The 18,576-nt window shown below is 51.2% G+C and carries 10 protein-coding genes and 1 pseudogene; 5 read left to right on the top strand and 6 right to left on the bottom strand.

Annotated features, from left to right (window positions below):
* Positions 1-4: 4 nt before the first annotated feature.
* The 5 genes and pseudogenes from ruvA (at position 5) to GRF55_RS01840 (ending at position 11,422) form a co-directional block, all read left to right on the top strand.
* On the top strand, positions 5-625 hold the full coding sequence (gene ruvA / locus GRF55_RS01860) for a Holliday junction branch migration protein RuvA (protein WP_220368870.1): 621 nt from the start codon (positions 5-7) through the stop codon (positions 623-625).
* 9 nt (positions 626-634) lie between these two features.
* The gene (gene sprA / locus GRF55_RS01855) at positions 635-8,149 is read left to right on the top strand and encodes a cell surface protein SprA (protein WP_220368869.1); all 7,515 of its coding nucleotides are present in this window, start codon (positions 635-637) and stop codon (positions 8,147-8,149) included.
* 470 nt (positions 8,150-8,619) lie between these two features.
* Entirely contained in the window at positions 8,620-9,759 is a 1,140-nt protein-coding gene (locus GRF55_RS01850) for a DNA polymerase III subunit delta (RefSeq protein WP_220368868.1), read from the top strand.
* Between the two features lie 14 nt (positions 9,760-9,773).
* Positions 9,774-10,898 (top strand): annotated as a pseudogene (locus GRF55_RS01845) (stage 0 sporulation family protein); the annotation flags it as partial.
* Positions 10,899-10,918: 20 nt separating this feature from the next.
* Complete coding sequence (locus GRF55_RS01840) at positions 10,919-11,422, top strand: gliding motility lipoprotein GldH (protein WP_220368866.1); 504 nt, start codon at positions 10,919-10,921, stop codon at positions 11,420-11,422.
* Positions 11,423-11,430: 8 nt separating this feature from the next.
* Here GRF55_RS01840 and rodA read toward each other — a convergent pair whose 3' ends face one another.
* The 6 genes from rodA to GRF55_RS01810 all read right to left on the bottom strand — a co-directional run bounded on the left by rodA (position 11,431) and on the right by GRF55_RS01810 (position 17,921).
* Positions 11,431-12,900: a rod shape-determining protein RodA gene (gene rodA / locus GRF55_RS01835; protein WP_220368865.1), complete on the bottom strand. Its 1,470-nt coding sequence runs from the start codon at positions 12,898-12,900 to the stop codon at positions 11,431-11,433.
* Entirely contained in the window at positions 12,881-14,731 is a 1,851-nt protein-coding gene (gene mrdA / locus GRF55_RS01830; protein ID WP_220368864.1) for a penicillin-binding protein 2, read from the bottom strand. The genes rodA and mrdA overlap by 20 nt, the downstream gene beginning before the upstream one ends.
* Positions 14,728-15,237, bottom strand: a complete 510-nt coding sequence (gene mreD / locus GRF55_RS01825; protein WP_220368863.1) for a rod shape-determining protein MreD — start codon at positions 15,235-15,237, stop codon at positions 14,728-14,730. The genes mrdA and mreD overlap by 4 nt, the downstream gene beginning before the upstream one ends.
* Before the next feature lie 25 nt (positions 15,238-15,262).
* Positions 15,263-16,138, bottom strand: a complete 876-nt coding sequence (gene mreC / locus GRF55_RS01820) for a rod shape-determining protein MreC (RefSeq protein WP_220368862.1) — start codon at positions 16,136-16,138, stop codon at positions 15,263-15,265.
* Positions 16,139-16,266: 128 nt separating this feature from the next.
* The gene (locus GRF55_RS01815; protein WP_220368861.1) at positions 16,267-17,289 is read right to left on the bottom strand and encodes a rod shape-determining protein; all 1,023 of its coding nucleotides are present in this window, start codon (positions 17,287-17,289) and stop codon (positions 16,267-16,269) included.
* A gap of 35 nt (positions 17,290-17,324) precedes the next feature.
* Positions 17,325-17,921 carry an IMP cyclohydrolase gene (locus GRF55_RS01810; protein WP_220368860.1) on the bottom strand — a complete coding sequence of 199 codons (597 nt, stop codon included), beginning with the start codon at positions 17,919-17,921 and terminating at the stop codon, positions 17,325-17,327.
* Positions 17,922-18,576 lie beyond the last annotated feature (655 nt).

Below are 18,576 nucleotides of genomic sequence, written 5' to 3'. Positions count from 1 at the left end.
AGATATGATTGAATACATCAAAGGCGAACTGACCGACCTCACCCCGGCACTGGCTGTGGTGGAAGCGCACGGTGTGGGATATGCGCTGAACATCTCGCTCAACACATTCACTGCGATTCAGAACAAGAAAGACGTGAAACTGTTTGTGCACGAGGCACTCATCACCGGCGGACGCGACGACTCGTTCACACTCTACGGCTTTGCCGAGCAACGTGAACGCGAGCTCTATCGCTTGCTGATTACCGTTTCGGGAGTAGGTGCCAACACGGCACGAATGATACTTTCATCACTCACGCCGGAGGAACTCTGCAGCGCCATCTCAGGAGGCGACGAGCGGCTGCTCAAGGGCGTGAAGGGCATCGGACTGAAAACCGCGCAGCGCATCATCGTTGACCTGCGCGACAAGATTACCAGCCTGGGCATCGAGGCTGCACCGGCTGCGGAAAGAGATGCGGCAACCCTCTCGCAAGACCAGATGACCGTGAAGGACGAGGCAGTGGGAGCACTCTCCATGCTCGGATTCTCACCCGCACCATCGGCAAAGGTCGTCACGGAGATTCTCAAACAACATCCCGGAATACCTGTCGAACAGGTGGTCAAGATGGCATTGAAACAAATCAAGTAACACCTAAGAATGACCAAACGGCAGCTGACCATCGCAACCATCCTCATCGCCGGCACACTGAGCTTCGCAGCCATCTGCAGCCCGGTGCCGGCAGGAGCGCGTGCGTCGTTGCCGGAAAGGACGGGCGATAACCCGCTGCCGCCCGACACGGTGAAGAAGGATGTGAAAGCGCAACCCGAACTGGAAGACGACGATGTCATCCCCGACTCCCTGCTCCACCCGCGGTGGAAGATACAGCGCACCACGCCCATCACACAGGAAGACCTGAACCAGAACGCCACCGACCTGAGACGCCCCGACAACCTGAAGCAGGACGTGGTCTATAACGATACGCTCAACCGCTACATCATCGGCTCGAAAATTAGCGGGACCTACATCACAGCGCCACTGCTGATGACTCCCGAGGAGTATATGAAATGGAGCGAGCGGCAGTCGTTCAACCAGTTCTTCCGCTCAAAGAACAACGAGATTGTTGAGCGAAAAGGCAAGGAGAAGTTCGACTTCACCGACATGCACTTCGACCTCGGACCAGCAGAGAAGATTTTCGGTCCCGGCGGTGTGCGCATCAAGACGCAGGGAACGGCAGAACTCAAGTTCGGCGCCACGCTGAAAAACATCGACAACCCGTCGCTGCCCATCCGCAACAGGAAGACGACCACGATGAATTTCGACGAGAAGATCAACATCAACGTCAACGGAAAGGTGGGCGACAAGGTCAACATGAACCTCAACTACAACACCGATGCGACCTTCGACTTCGACACGCAGAACCTGAAACTGAAATACGAAGGAAAGGAAGACGAAATCATCAAGCTCGTGGAAGCCGGCAACATCTCCTTCCCCAGCAACTCATCGCTCATCAGAGGAGCCTCGTCGCTCTTCGGACTGCGCACCGACCTGCAATTCGGGAAACTCAAGCTGCAGACGGCATTCTCACAGAAAAAGTCTTCGTCGAAAAGCGTCTCGACCAAAGGAGGCGTACAGCTGACACCGTTTGAAATCAACGTGGCTGACTACGAGGAGAACCGCCACTTCTTCCTCTCCCACTATTTCCGCGACAAATACGACGAAGCGATGAAGACGTTGCCCAACATGACAACCGGCATCAACATCAACCGCGTGGAAATCTGGGTGACCAACAAGAGCGGAAATGCCACCAACACGCGAAATATCGTGGCACTGACCGACCTCGGAGAAAATAAAAAAATCTCCAACCCGATGTGGACACCTGCCGGAACGGACAACCCGTCGAACGCTTCGAACAGCGAATATGCAGCCATGACCACCTCGTATGCCGCCGCAAGAGACATCGACCAGACGGCAACCATCCTCGACGGCATCGGCATCGTGGGCGGAAGCGACTACGAGAAACTGGAAAGCGCGCGACTGCTCAACAGCTCCGAATACACCCTGAACAGCGCACTCGGATACGTCTCGCTGAGGACATCGCTCCAAACAGACCAGGTGCTCGCCGTCGCCTACGAATATACTTACGGCGGCGTGACCTATCAAGTGGGAGAATTTGCATCCGACCTGCCCGACATCACACAGGCTCTGTTCGTGAAATCCCTGAAGAACACCAGCAACACGCCTACACAAGGCAACTGGGACCTCATGATGAAGAACGTCTATTACCTCGCCTCGACGGTTGAGAAAGACAAGTTCCGACTCGACGTGAAATACCAGAGCGACACTGCCGGTGTCTATCTCACCTACATCCCCGAACAGCAAGTCAAGGAGACACCTATCATCCGACTATTAGGTGCCGACCGACTTGACAACAACATGAAGACCCATCCCAACGGATATTTCGACTACGTGGAAGGCTATACCGTCAGCAACGGACGCGTATTCTTCCCCGAAGCAGAGCCGTTCGGAGAATACATGCAAAAATATCTCACCTCGAAAGGTGTTGCCAGTGCCGCCAAATACGTCTTCCAAGAACTCTACGACAGTACGAAGACCGTCGCCAAACAGATTGCCGAGAAAAACAAGTACGTGCTGATGGGACAGTTCCGGGGCACCTCTGCCAACGTCATATCGCTCGGAGCCTACAACGTGCCACAAGGTTCGGTCGTCGTAACGGCAGGCGGTGTGACGCTTACCGAGGGCGTGGACTATAGCGTGGACTATTCCGCAGGAGAGGTGACCATTCTCAATCAAAGCATCATCGATGCCGGGACATCGGTCAACGTATCACTTGAGAGCAACACCGACTACGCACAACAGCGAAAGACCATGTTCGGTCTCAACTGGGAATACGACTTCTCAAGAGACTTCCAGATGAGCGGAACATTCCAACACCTCTCCGAACAACCGCTCACGACCAAAGTGTCGATGGGAGCCGAACCGCTCAACAACACCCTCTGGGGCGTCAACCTCAACTGGAAGAAGGAAAGTCAGTGGCTCACCAACATGCTCGACAAGATTCCGTTCCTCAACGTCACACAACCTTCGCACATCTCGCTGAACGCCGAGTTCGCACATCTCATCGCAGGAAAGAGCAGAGGTGTGCAGGACAATGCCTCATATATCGACGACTTCGAGAACACCACCAATGCCATCGACGTGTCGGCACCCACATCATGGATTATCTCCAGCGTACCGTCCATGTTCCCCGAACAAAAGGACAAGACGGGACTCACCAGCGGATTCAACCGGTCACTGCTCGCCTGGTACAACATCGACCCACTCTTCACACGACGCTCATCATCGCTCACACCCAGCCACATCAAGAGCGACCTCAATCAGTTGTCCAACCACTACGTCAGGGAAATCTACGCCAGTGACATCTATCCCAACCGCGGTCAGAGCAGCTACACCGGCGCTACCTCCACACTCCCCATACTCAACCTCGCCTACTATCCGAAGGAGAGAGGACCATACAACTTCAATCCCGACCTCAACGAGCAGGGACATCTCAAACAGCCGGCTAACACTTGGGGAGGAATGATGCGCAAGCTCGACACCAACGACTTCGAAGCTGCCAACATCGAGTACATCGAGTTCTGGATGCTCGACCCGTTCATCTATACCCGCGAACAAGGTATTGCCGACCAATACGGAGGCGACTTCTACATCAACCTCGGAGAAGTGAGCGAGGATATTCTGCGCGATGGCAAGAAGTTCTACGAGAGTGGTATGCCCGTCGACGGCTCGAACGCCTTCACCTACACACAGTGGGGTAAGATTCCCACGCAGTCGACCGTTACCTATGCCTTTGCCACGACAAGCGGCAGCCGCGCCCTGCAGGACGTGGGACTGAACGGACTGAACGACGAGGAGGAACGCTCGTTTGAACCCTATCAGGACTTCCTGCGCGAAATTCAGGGCAAGGTGTCGCCCGCCGTGTTCGACTCCATCATGAACGACCCTGCCAACGACAACTACCACTACTTCCGTGGCTCAGACTACGACCAGATACAGGCTTCCATCCTGCAACGATACAAACGCATCAACAACCCGCAAGGCAACTCGCCCGACACCGATGCGAGAACCGAAGGCTATGACACGTCGTACAAGACCACTCCCGACGTGGAAGACATCAACCAAGACTTCACGCTCAACGAGTACGAGAAATACTATCAGTACAAAGTGTCCATACGCCCCGAAGACTTCAAGGTGGGACACAACTTCATCGTTGACAGCCGCGAAACAGCAGGAAAACTCAGAAACGGGGAAAACTACAACGTCACATGGTACCAGTTCCGCATACCGCTCGACAGATATGACCAACGCATCGGTTCCATCAACGACTTCACGAGCATCCGGTTCATGCGTATGTTCCTCACAGGATTTGAAAACCCCATCGTGCTGCGATTCGCCACACTCGACCTCGTGCGCGGAGAATGGAGAATCTATGAGCAACAGCTCACCAATTCCGCCAACTCCGGATACATGTCGGTCAGCGCCGTCAACATTGAGGAGAACAACGACAAGCAGCCCGTCAACTATATCCTGCCGCCGGGAATCAGCCGAAATCCCGACCCCACACAGCCGCAACTCGTAGAAAGCAACGAACAGGCACTCGACATCATCGTCAACAACCTCAGCACGGGAGAGTCGAAGGCCGTCTATAAAAACACGATGCTCGACCTCCGCCAGTACAAGCGCATGCAAATGTTCGTACACGCCAACGCACTGATGGAGAACACCACCGACCTGACCGACAACCAACTGGCAGTGTTTGTGCGCGTGGGAAGCGACTACAAGAGCAACTACTACGAATACGAAATACCCCTCAAACTCACGCCGCCGGACCATTACGACAAATACTCAACCGCCGACAAGCGCATCGTGTGGCCGGAGGAGAACATGCTCGACATACCGCTCAGCATCTTCACCGCACTCAAGAAACAAAGGAATATGGCGAAGGCGACAGGGGCAGCGTCTTACAACACAGCATTCTCCATCTACGACGAGGACAAGCCGAACAACAAGGTCACCATCATGGGTAATCCCACACTCGGCGAGGTGAAGACCATCATCATCGGCGTGCGCAACCTCTCCGGAACCAACAAATCGGGAGAAGTCTGGGTCAACGAGCTCAGGCTCAAGGAATACAACAACAACGGAGGATGGGCTGCACAAGCCAACCTGAACATGCAGCTGTCTGACTTCGGAACGGTCAACGTCTCCGGAAAATACATGACCGAAGGATTCGGCGGTCTTGAAGAAGGCATCAGCCAACGCGCAAAGGAGGACTACAAAGCGTACAGCATCACCACCAGCTTCGAACTCGGAAAATTCTTCCCCGAAAAAGCAAAGGTTTCTGCACCTATTTATTATAGTCGCACACAAGAAGAGCACCGACCGAAATACAATCCGCTCGACACCGACATGCTGCTCGACGATGCCCTCGATGCCGTCAACGAACAACATCAGAAAGACTCCATCGAATCCATCGCCGTCACCAAAACACTCTCCACCAACTTCGCCATATCCAACCTGCGTGTCGGCATACAGACGAAGGGACACCCCATGCCCTACGACCCAGCCAACTTCTCGCTGTCATACAGCCACTCACACCGCCACACCAGCGGACAGACTACCGTCTATGAGAACGAAGACAACTGGAGAGGTGCACTCAACTACAACTGGTCGCCTGTTTACAAGACATGGGAACCATTCAAAGGCATCAAGAGCAAGTCGAAATGGCTCGACATCATTAAGAGGTTCGGACTCAACTGGCTGCCACAGAACGTTGCATTCAACACCGAAATCCTGCGCAACTACTACGAACTGCAAGAGCGCGACATGGAAGACCTCGCAGGAGCAACCCTCCCACTCACATTCAGCCAGCAATTCCTCTGGAACAGAGAATTCTCCATCAGATGGGACATCACCAAGAACCTGCACCTCAACTTCCAATCAGCCACACACGCCGAGGTGGAAGAACCATACACACCGGTCAACAAAGACCTCTACCCCGACCAGTATCAGGCATGGAAAGATTCCGTCAGGACATCGCTGCGACACCTCGGGACACCACTCGACTATAACCAGCATTTCAACGCGTCTTACCAGCTGCCGCTCAATCTCATACCCATCTTCTCATGGATCAATGCCGATGCCAACTACACCGCCAACTACAACTGGGTGCGCGGAACGTCGCTCGAAGATGGCACGTCACTCGGAAACAGCATATCCAACAACCGACAACTCAACATCAACACGACGTTCAACATGCAACGGCTATACGACCTCATACCGTTCCTGAAGAAGACCAACCAACGGTTCAGCAGGTCCAATGTATCCTACGGCGACGAAAATACGAGGAAGAAGAAAACGCAACAACGAACAACTGAGAAAGCACTGCCGCTCAACCAGCGCAGCTTCGAACGCGAAATCAACATCGCGTCTGACACTGCCATCATCATCAACCACAACAAGAAGACAAAACGGTTCACCCTTACGGCAAAGACACCCGAGGGAAAGACCATCAACCTGAAATACCGCAAGATAGACGACAACAACATCAAAATCTTCAACAAGACGGACTCCGCCATCAGGGTAAAACTCACCGTGACACCCAAACAACCTCTCGACGAAAATGGTTGGTACAAGACCGCACAATGCGTGGCGCGGGTTCTCATGATGGTGCGCAACATCAACGTGTCCTACCGACACCAGCAGGCAATGGCTCTTCCGGGATTCATGCCGATGATTGGCAACGCATTCGGGCAACACCGGGGCGAGCTCCTCGCACCGGGACTCGACTTCGCATTCGCAACGGCAGGGGAAAGCTACATCGAAAAAGCACGCAACAACAACTGGCTCCTCATTAACGAGAGCGTGCCCACACCTGCCGTCATCAGCAACAGCGAAGACATACAAATCAGAGTCACGCTCGAGCCTATCAAAGACCTCAAGATAGACCTCAACGCCACACGCCTGCAGAACAAGTCCAAGTCTATACAATATATGTACGCGGGAAATCCCACCACACAGACGGGCAACCTCACCATGACGACCATCGGACTGAAAGGCTTGTTCCAAAGCATCGGCGATGCGAAGAACTCATACCAGTCCAACACGTTCCTGCAATTCTGCAACCAAATCGACAGAATACAGCAACAAATCGAAAACCAATACGCCACCACCACCTATCCGCAAGGGACACCGCATGCCGGGAAACAGTTCGACCCGCAAAACGGAACCGTCAACAAATACAGTGCTGACGTGCTCATCCCTGCATTCATCAACACCTACACCTCCATGAGTGCCAAGGACAACCGCATCTTCCCGAAACTCATACAACTGCTGCCCAACTGGACACTCAGATACAGCGGACTGTCGCGCCTCGCACCATTCAGAGACCTCTTCAAGTCCGTCAACATCAACCACGCATACCGAAGCACATACGCCATCGGAAGCTACACCACGAACAGCAGCTGGATACAGGCAGAGGGAGAACTCGGATTTATCACAGACCCCACCACCAACAACATCATACCGTCATCCATGTACAACGTGCCCATCGTGACGCTCACCGAAGCATTCTCACCGCTCCTCGGAATCGACGTGACACTGCACAACAATCTCACGTGCAAGGCTGAATACAAGACCACACGCAACGTCAGCCTCAGCACAACGAGCATACAAATCAACGAAGCACACACCAGCGACTATGTGCTCGGACTGGCATACAAAATCAACGACTTCAAGTTTAAACGGACACCGAAAAAGGTAAAACGCAACACCAACGACAGTCAGCAGCAACAGCAGACAAGCAGCCAAAACACACAGAGGAAGCAATTCAACAATGACCTCAACCTCAGACTCGACATCGCATTCCGGAAACAAGCCAACATCACACGCGACATCGCATCGCTCCAATCCACGGCTTCGAGCGGCAACACCTCATTCCGCTTCTCATTCTTCGCAGACTATACCATCTCGAAACTGCTCACCATGAGCCTCTTCTACGACCGGCAGACGAACACGCCGCTGCTCGCCGCAAACGCCTACCCCACCACCACCCACGACTTCGGAGTTAGCCTCAAGTTCTCGCTGACGAGATAATTGACAATTGATAATTGACAATTGATAAATATGGTTAGAGTTAGTACTCCCAGTGCTCCCAGAGATCATAGTGTTCCCGTCACTCCCAGAGCTCCCCAAAATCCCCTCCACAGCACATTCCCGCTTTTGTATATTTATGCGAGAGTGGAGCGACGGAAGCACGTTTTGTAAACTTCTGGAATTCAACACATTAAGAGGTGCTTTCCAAAAGTTCAACTTTTAGCTTGCAAAAGTTGAACTTTTAGGAGGTGAAAGTTGAACTTTTAGAGTGCAAAAGTTCAACTTTTGGAAAGCGAAAGTTCAACCGTATATTTATACGCCCTTTTCCGTATGTTTATGCAGGTGTATTTTGCAGGTCATTCTCATGGAATTTTCATTGAATTTGCGTTCCCAAAGATATTTCTTCAGATTAAGAACGAAAAACATTTTTTTTTCGTAAATTTGCAGACGAAAGAGCAACTTAGCGAAAGATGAAATTCAGTGAAGTCATAGGACAACAGCAGGTCGCAGAAAGATTGCGGCAACTCGCTGACCAGCAGCGGGTGCCACATGCCATCATGATTTGCGGACCGCAAGGTGCGGGAAAAATGGCACTTGCCATCGCTTTCGCATCCTATCTGCTCGGAGAAAGAGAGGATGAGACGCAAATCGCTGACAAAGAGCGCAACAGCGTGGCAATGGTGCGAAAGCTCGAGCACCCCGACCTGCACTTCAGCTTCCCCGTCTTCAAGACGAAGAGCATGAGTGCTGACCACAAAGTCACCAGCGACGACTTCATGAAAGACTGGCTACAATTCATCAAACAAGGACCCTACTTCACACTCAACCAATGGACGGGAACAATCGGAGTAGAAAACCAGCAAACCAAGATATATGTAGGCGAGAGCGACTTGCTGACAAGAAAGCTTTCACTCACTGCCTCACAGGGAGGATATAAGGTTGCCATCATCTGGTTGCCCGAAAAGATGAATGCCGAGTGCGCAAACAAGATGCTCAAACTGCTTGAAGAGCCGACACCACGAACGGTGTTCATACTCGTGCCCGAGGAACCCGAGAAAATCATCGAGACCATCAGGAGCAGGACACAGCAGATATACATCAAAGCCATCCAACAGGAAGAAATAAAGAAGGCGCTCATAAAGCAACGGGGAATTGACGAGCAAAACGCAACAAGAATAGCACGGATGGCAAACGGGAATTGGCTCAAAGCGCTCGAAGAACTCGATTCAGAAAACGAAAAACGCCACTTCCTCGAACTGTTCATCTCACTCATGAGACTCACATACACCAAACAGCTCGGAGAACTTAAGACATGGTCTGAAAACGTTGCTTCGCTCGGAAGAGAAAAACAAAAACGAATGATGGAATATTTCCTGCACATGGTCAGGGAGAATTTCATGTATAATTTCAACCAGCCGCAACTGTCATACATGACACAGGATGAAGAAAACTTCGCCAGCAAATTCGCACCCTTCATCAACGAGGCTAACGTCATACAAATCACAGAACAAATGCAGCGAACCATACCGGAGATAACGCAAAACGCAAACCCAAAAATCTTATTCTACGATATGGCTCTGCAACTCATCATATTAATCAGAAAGAAATAAAAAACATCACATCTATGGACTACAAGAACATGAAATTCAAAATATGCAACGGATGCGCCAGAGGGCTCTCACACAAGGGGGTGGGAAGGCAGGACAAACAGCTCAACACCTACGACTGGCTCGCCGATGTGCCCGGAAACAACGAATCGACCGACCTCGTTGAGGTGCAATTCAAAAACACACGAAAGGGATATTACCACAACATCAACCAGCTCGACCTGAAGAAGGGAGACATTGTCGCCGTAGAGGCAAGTCCCGGACACGACATCGGAGTGGTCACACTCACGGGACAGCTCGTCAAGTTGCAGATAAAAAAAGCCAACCTCAAGTCTGAAGAAGAAATCAAGCGCATATACAGACATGCCAAGCAGTCGGACATGGACAAATACCACGAGGCAAAGAAGCGCGAACACGACACGATGATACAGAGCCGGCAAATAGCAAAAGACCTCGGACTGGACATGAAAATCGGAGACGTCGAATACCAAGGCGACGGCAATAAAGCCATCTTCTATTACATCGCCGACGAAAGAGTCGATTTCAGACAACTCATCAAAGTGCTCGCCGACACCTTCCACGTGCGCATCGAGATGAAACAAATCGGTGCCAGACAGGAGGCAGGACGCATCGGAGGAACAGGTCCGTGCGGAAGGGAGTTGTGCTGCGCCACATGGATGAAGAACTTCATCAGCGTCACAACAGGAGCAGCAAGATACCAAGACATCTCACTCAACCCGCAAAAACTCGCGGGAATGTGCGCAAAACTCAAATGCTGCCTCAACTACGAGGTGGACAACTACATGGAAGCCATCCGCAAATTCCCGGAAAGAGATGCCGTGCTGCAGACAGCCGACAACGACTACTATCTTTTCAAGAAAGATATTCTCGCAGGACTGGCAACCTACTCTACCGACAAAAAGATTGCTGCCAACCTCGAAACCATCACTGCTGAAAGAGCCAAAGAAATCGTCGAGATGAACAAAAACGGAGAGAAACCGCAGACACTCTCCGGAAAACAGGACCAAGGCGGAACGACAAAAAGCGTTGACCTGCTCGCCGGGGAGAGCATCACACGATTCGACAAGACCAAAAAGAAAAAGAAGAAAAACAAAAAAAGACCTCCGAGACAAGACCAAAAGCCGGAAAAAAAATAACCATCATGACAGAGCAAGCCCATCTGCCAAGACACGGTATGAAGCAAAAAACGGCATTCATAATGGTTGTCATTGCCACTATGGTCCTCTCTGTTGCGTGCCATAACACAACCATTTACAACGACTATCAGCACACGCATCTCAAGGGATGGAAGAAAAACAACCGGCTCAACTTCCACGTCCCACCCATGCAAGACGCGGCTACCTGCCAGCAATACATCGGAATAAGGCTCACCGACCTCTATCCCTTCCAGATGCTCAGCCTCATCATACAACAAACCATCTATCCGGAAAACAAGACGCTTTCCGACACGCTCAACCTTGAGGTAATTGACGAGCAAGGACAACTCAGGGGAAACGGGCTCAACATCTCACAGATGGAACTGCCATTCAGAAGCGTCACACTCAAAGAAGGGGACTCCATACACGTCACCATACAACACAACATGAGACGCGACATCCTGGAAGGAATATCCGACATCGGACTGAGAATCGAAACGAAAGAATGACTACCGCATCAGTCCTTCACAAGATTGCGCCCGGCGTCTATACGAAGGAATATAAATAGCAGTATCGTGAAGCCCCACAGTGACGAACCGCCATAACTGAAGAACGGTAACGGAATGCCTATCACGGGCGTCAGACCCAGCACCATGCCCACATTGATAAAGACATGGAACAGGAATATGCTCAACACGCAATAGCCATAAACGCGCCCGAAGCGGAACGGTTGCCGCTCAGCCAACTTAATCAGCCGTAAAATCAATGCAAGGAAAAGCAGCAACACGCCCGCAGCACCGAAGAAACCTTCTTCCTCGCCTACCGTGCAGAAAATGAAATCCGTATCCTGCTCCGGAACAAACTTCAACTTGGTCTGCGTCCCATTCAAGAAGCCTTTTCCCAACAGACCGCCGGAACCAATCGCTATCTCACTCTGATGCACGTTATAGCCTGCACCCGCCAAGTCTTCCTCCAAGCCTAAAAGCACATTGATGCGCACACGCTGATGCGGCTCCATCACCTCGTTCAGCACATAGCTCGCCGAATAGAAAAATGCTATCGAACCCATGGCAAACACTGCTATCAGATAATAATTCTTTATGCGAGTGCCTAAGCCCTGATACAATAAATATATAATGATGCAAAGGCTCACCGTCAGTTGTATCCAGACCACGTCGAAACGTATCACATACTCCGAAAACATCAGACTGAGCAATGCCGACCCAACGGCATACAAACCTATCATCTTTGCCTTCTTGCGGTCATCACAATAAAGATAGACAAGGACTGCCGTGAACAACTGTACGAGCAACAGCACCACAAACTTTCCCAGAGAGGTCGGAGTGTCCCACAACACCACATCCTCATAGCGAATGCCGACCACGAAATAGACCACCATCGCCACGCCCGTGAACAAGATGCTACCCGTCATCCCTTCCCGATAAAACATCAGGAAAAATGCCAAATAGACCAATGCCGACCCCGTCTCCTTCTGACCGATAATGAAAATCATCGGCAGCAACACAATCGCACATGCCACAGCAAAATCCTTCCACTGATGGATATTAAAGCCATACGTACTCATGAACTTACTGATAGCCAACGCCGTGGCAAATTTTGCGAACTCAGCGGGTTGCAGACGCACCGGACCGAGCACCAGCCACGAACGGGAACCTTTAATCTCGTGGGGGTTGAATATCGTTGCAAAAAGCAGCACCAGCATAAAGGCATACAGCACATAGGCGAAAGTATCGAAGAAACGGTCGTCGAGCATCAACAACACAAATCCCAGACAAATCGACGTTCCAATCCAGACAATCTGCATACCTGAACGCGAATCCAAACTGAAAATATCTGTATCGCCAAACGAATAACTGGCACCACAAACACTTACCCAACCGAAAATGAGGAGGGCAAGATAGATGGCTACCGTCCACCAGTCGAGCGAACGGATAACGCCTGGTTGCTTATCTGGTTGTCGTACCATACCCCAGATGTCTGCTTTGCATCGCTTTCGCACGGGCTTCCGAACCTGCCGACAGCTTGCCGTTAATATACTGTTCCATCATCAGCGAACCGATTGGTACGCCGAACGTTGCACCAAAACCGCCATTCTCCACATAGACTGCAACGGCAATCTTCGGATTGTTCATCGGTGCGAAGCCCATGAAAGCCGAGTGGTCGCGCCCACGGTTTTGTGCCGTTCCTGTCTTTCCGCACACCAGATAGTCGCCACGATTGGCACTGTGGCACGTTCCGCTGGTCACGGCTCGCCGCATACCTTCCACCACTTGCTCGTAGGCTGCACGATTGGCTTTCGTGTAGCGCTTGGTCGTATAGAGGGTATCCAATGGCTGCCCTTTGATACTTTTCACCACATGGGGAGTGATGAAATAACCGCGGTTGGCTATCGTTGCACCTAAATTTGCCATCTGCAGCGGTGTGAGTGTCACCTCGCCCTGTCCGATGGAGATGCTGATAATTCCCAGCGGGTTCCAGCTCTTTTTGAAAGCCTCGTCGTAATATTCCGCATTGGGAATCAGCCCGCGCTTCTCTCCCGGCAAATCCACTCCCAGCTGATAGCCGAAGCCCATGCTCACCATGTAGTCGCGCCACGTATTCATCGCCTCGTTCAGATTATGATATCTCTTTCGGTTGCTCAGCATGTGATACAGTCCCCAACAGAAAAAGGCGTTGCATGACGTACCGATTGCCGGCACCAGATTGAGTGGCGAGCCGTGCCCGTGACATCCCAAGTGAAGTCCTCTGAAGTTGAAGCCGCGATGACAGGAATACATGGTCGAAGGGGTGATGATGCCTTCGGTGAGAAAGGTCAGTGCCTGTGATGTCTTGAACGTGGAGCCCGGAGGATACAATCCCATAATCGAGCGGTTGAGCAACGGCTTCAACGGATTGGCTGCAAGGAGCAGATGGTTGCGTCCGCGCTGCCTGCCGACCATCACGTGCGGGTCATAAGTGGGCGAGGAAACCATACAGAGGATTTCGCCCGTCGATGGCTCGATAGCCACGATGCTCCCCACCTTTCCTTCCATCAGCCGCTCGCCGAGTGCCTGCAATTCAATATCGATGCTCAGCGTGAGGTCTTTCCCCGGAACGGGATGGGTATCGAACCGCCCGTTCTGATAACTGCCCTGAATGCGTCCGCGGGCATCGCGAAGCAGGATGTGCTCGCCTTTCACGCCCCGCAGTTCCTTTTCGTAATAACGCTCTATGCCGAGCTTGCCGATATAGTCGCCCGGCTGATAATAATCGTCTTTTTCAATATCCGACTGCGACACCTCCGCCACGTCGCCCAACACATGGGCGGCATAGGGATATTCGTACTGGCGGATGCTGCGCTTCTGGATATAGAAGCCTGGAAAGCGGAACATTTTCTCTTGAAACACACTGAACTCCGTGTCGGACAACTGGCTCATGAACAACTGCTGCGTATAGCGTGAGTAGCCTGGATTCTTCGAGCGGTCCTTGATATCCTCCATCCGTTTGTCAAAGTATTCTTTCGTGATATTCAGCGTCCGACAGAATTCTGCCGTATCGAGTCGTCCCTGCTCCTCGTTCATGATGACCATGATGTCATACGACGGCTGGTTGTACACCAGCAGTTTCCCGTTGCGGTCGGTAATTACGCCTCGCGAGGGAAACTCTATCTTTTTCTGAAAGGCATTTGAGTCGGCATTCTTCTTGTAGTCCTCACTCATAATCTGAAGGACAAACAGACGGATGATGTAGATGACAACAATCACGATTGCCACCCCTCCTATCACATAGCGCCGTTTCTCAAGTTCATAGTCTTTCATTCTGAATCCTTACGCACAACACTCTCTATTACAAATATCAATATCAACGTCAGAAGGGCGCTGCCTCCGATGTTCTTCAGCCACTGCAACCAGTTGAAGAAATGGAAGGCTTCCAAGGAGAAATAGACCACACAATAGATCAGCACCAATGCGGCAGCGTATGAGAAATAGGCGGTAAAGCCCATGGAACGCAGGTGGGGTTTCACTTCTTCCTGGTTATCGTGCTGTACGAATGCGCCGAAAAAGATGGGCTGCAACAGTCCGATAAGGGTCATTGAGGCGGCTGCCACGCCTGGCGTATTGGAAAAAACATCCATGACCAATCCCATCAGGAAACACCACACCAGCACCGCCCACCGCGGATAGTTGTATGGGAACAGCAGGGCGAAATATACATAGAGCAACGGCATAGCGCAGTTCAGCAGGTGGATGTGGTTCAACACAAGCACCTGCACCAGACAAATCATGATGAAAATCAATATGTCCTTGAAAAACTCTAATTTCATCGCTTAGCCATTTTTTTATTAGAAACTATTTTTTCTCTTGCGGGTTGGGCTTGATGGAATCTTGCGCTGCGCGGAGCAACTGCAGGCGTTCTACACTGGATGTGTCGTTGATGACAAACACATCGCGCAGCCGGGCAAAATCGGTCGAGAGCAACACTTCCACCCTATAAGAGAGACCGTCGGGCGAATTGTAGGTCCTGCCTACCTTTCCCACTAAGATGCCTGGCGGAAACACTGATGAATAGCCGCTGGTCACAATCTGGTCGCCGCGCTTGTACTTCGCATGTCGCGGGACATCATCCAGATAGGCGATGTCCGATGGCGGCGACGACCAGTGCAGGTAGCCGAAATAGCCTCTGCCTTTGATGGCACAGCTCACGTTGGATTGCGTATTGAGCAGTGGAATGACGACGGAATAGTGTGACGACGCCAGAAAGACGATGCCTACGACACCCGTTCCACACGCCACTCCCATATCCGTGCGCACGCCATCGGCAGTACCTTTGTCTATTGTGATGAGGTTGTTGGGACGGCTCACTGAATTATCGACGACCTTTGCCGGTATGAGTTGCAACTGACCTGCCAATGCCGCTTGCGAACCGGCTCCCCAGGTCGTGTCGCGAACGCCTTGTTTTTCCAACTGTTTCCGCAATATGCTGACTTCATGTTCTAACTCCAGATTCCTGCGAGAGAGCTGCTCGTTCATCGGTTCCAGATGGAAAAACGATTCTACTTTCGAGTCTATCTCGCGCACTTGCCCTGCCACATAGTTTGCCGACGAGAACCAGACGCTCTGTTGGTAGGTGTTGTAACGAAACAGCAGCACCGCACTGATTACTTCGAGCAAAACGAAGACGAACCAGTGGACGTTTTTCGTCAGAAATTCTATCAGGTTACGCATATCCTATCTCACAGAGCTACTAAAAGTTTTTCACTGCTGCCGTTTTCACCACGGCATATAAAAAGAGCAAGGCAGCAAGAAAAATCCCGCAATGCCTTCACTCCCTTTATCGTTTGTCACTACCCCGCTTATCGCATCAGGAACGAGAAGCGGTCAACATTGTTCAAAGCAATGCCGGCACCCTTCGCCACACAGTGCAACGGGTCTTCGGCGATATGGAACTCAATGTTGATCTTGTCGCTCAGACGACGTGCCAGTCCGCGGAGGAGTGCACCGCCACCTGTCAGATAGATGCCGTTGTGTACGATGTCTGCATAGAGCTCCGGCGGTGTGTTCTCCAACGCATTGAGCACTGCCGTCTCAATGCGGGCTATCGTGCGGTCAAGGCAATGGGCTATCTCCTGATAGCAAACGGGCACCATCATCGGCAGGGCAGTAATCTTGTTCGGTCCATGCACTACATAGTCTTCGGGGGCTTCCTCGCCCAAGTCGGTCAACGCCGAACCCACATTGATCTTGATGCGCTCTGCCATTCGCTCGCTCACCTTCACGTTGTGCTGACGGCTCATATAGTCTTGTATGTCGGCTGTCAGGTCATCGCCTGCCACCTTGATAGAGTTGTTGGACACGATGCCGCCCAGCGAAATCACGGCAATCTCGGTCGTACCGCCACCGATATCGACAATCATGTTGCCTTCGGGAGCCTCTACGTCGAGACCGATACCGATTGCTGCCGCCATCGGTTCAAAAATCAGATATACATCGCGACCGTCTGCGTGTTCTGCCGAGTCGCGAACGGCACGAAGCTCCACCTCCGTACTGCCCGACGGCACACCAATCACCATGCGGAGCGATGGTGTGAAGAAACGGCTGCCCGTATGAACCATCTTAATCAGACCACGCATCATCTGCTCGCAGGCGGTAAAGTCAGCTATCACACCGTCGCGCAACGGACGGATGGTGCGGATGCCCTGGTGCTCCTTCTCATACATCAGCTTCGCCTTCTCGCCCACGGCAATCATCTTGTCCGTGCGCCGGTCAAGTGCAACGACCGACGGCTCGTCCACCACAATCTTGTCATCGCTGATGATGATGGTGTTCGCCGTACCCAAGTCCATTGCAATCTCTTGGATAAATGAAAAAAATCCCATATCTCGTTACTTTTTAAAGTTTATATTTTTACTGACTATTTCTTTGAAAACCACTCGTGGATGGCGGTGTCATAATGACTGCTTACGCCAAAGGCGCGACAGGCAAACATCCGGCGCTGTTCGAGCGTCGTGCAAGCGCCCTGGCTGTTCAGGATATTGAGCAACAGTGGATATTCTGCCTTGCTCGGCACGATTACCACATCCTTGAAATTCTTTGCACCCGCGCGTATCAGCGAGATGCCGCCGATGTCTATCTTTTCGATGATGTCTTCTTCTGACGCTCCGTCTGCCACGGTCTGCTCAAACGGATAGAGGTCAACCACCACCAGGTCTATTTCAGGAATCTCATACTGCGCCATCTGCCCACGGTCGCCCTCGTTATCGCGACGCGCAAGAATGCCGCCAAACACCTTCGGGTGGAGCGTCTTCACGCGCCCGCCGAGGATAGAGGGATAGGAGGTCACGTCCTCCACCTTCTGGCAGTCGTAGCCCAACTGCTCTATAAACGCCTGTGTGCCACCCGTGGAAAGGAACGCCACACCTTCTGCCGACAACTTTGCCAGCAGCTCTTCAAGCCCGTCTTTATGATAGACCGACACCAATGCGGTCTTTATTTTTTTGCCTTCAGCCATTGTCATGTGAATTGAGATTCTATAGATACATATTTATATTTTGAGTGTGCAAAGTTACGAATAAGTGAGCACAATACAAAATAAAAATGTAGTTTTATTTTTATTGTCGAACGAAAGTAACTTATGAAAAGTTACGAATAAGTGAGGGAAGAACAAAATAAATTCATTTATTTCTTATTCCGAACGAAAGTAACTTATGAAAAGTTACGAATAAGTGAGCACACGAGTTGTTGAGCGACAGCGAAAAATACAAAATAAAAATGTAGTTTTATTTTTTCGCTTCGCTAAATGATAATTGATAAATGACAAATGATAGATATGGTTACCGCGAATATTCTCTAATTATATTTGTCATTTATTATTTGTCATATCATTTAGCGAAGCGCAAAATCACCTACATCTCCGCCCAAAAGCAGGACTTCTTTTCATCAAATCAACTTGATTTACTTTATGAAAGGTCAACTATAAAAAAACAAATTCACTGAATTTACTCACCAAATTCACTGAATTTGGTCACCAATTTCACTGAAATTGGTTTCACAGAGTTGAACTTTCGTGGTTCAATAGAAATTTAGTGGGGGAACAAACCACGTAGGGGTCGATCGATGTATCGACCCGCATGAATGAAATGGTTTGGCGAGGTCGGGGGGATACA

It is taken from the genome of Prevotella sp. Rep29, from assembly GCF_019551475.1.
In the GTDB taxonomy this organism is placed as follows: domain Bacteria; phylum Bacteroidota; class Bacteroidia; order Bacteroidales; family Bacteroidaceae; genus Prevotella.
The sequence above is the reverse complement of the archived record's forward strand: the minus strand, read 5'-3'. Positions and strand labels throughout refer to the sequence as shown.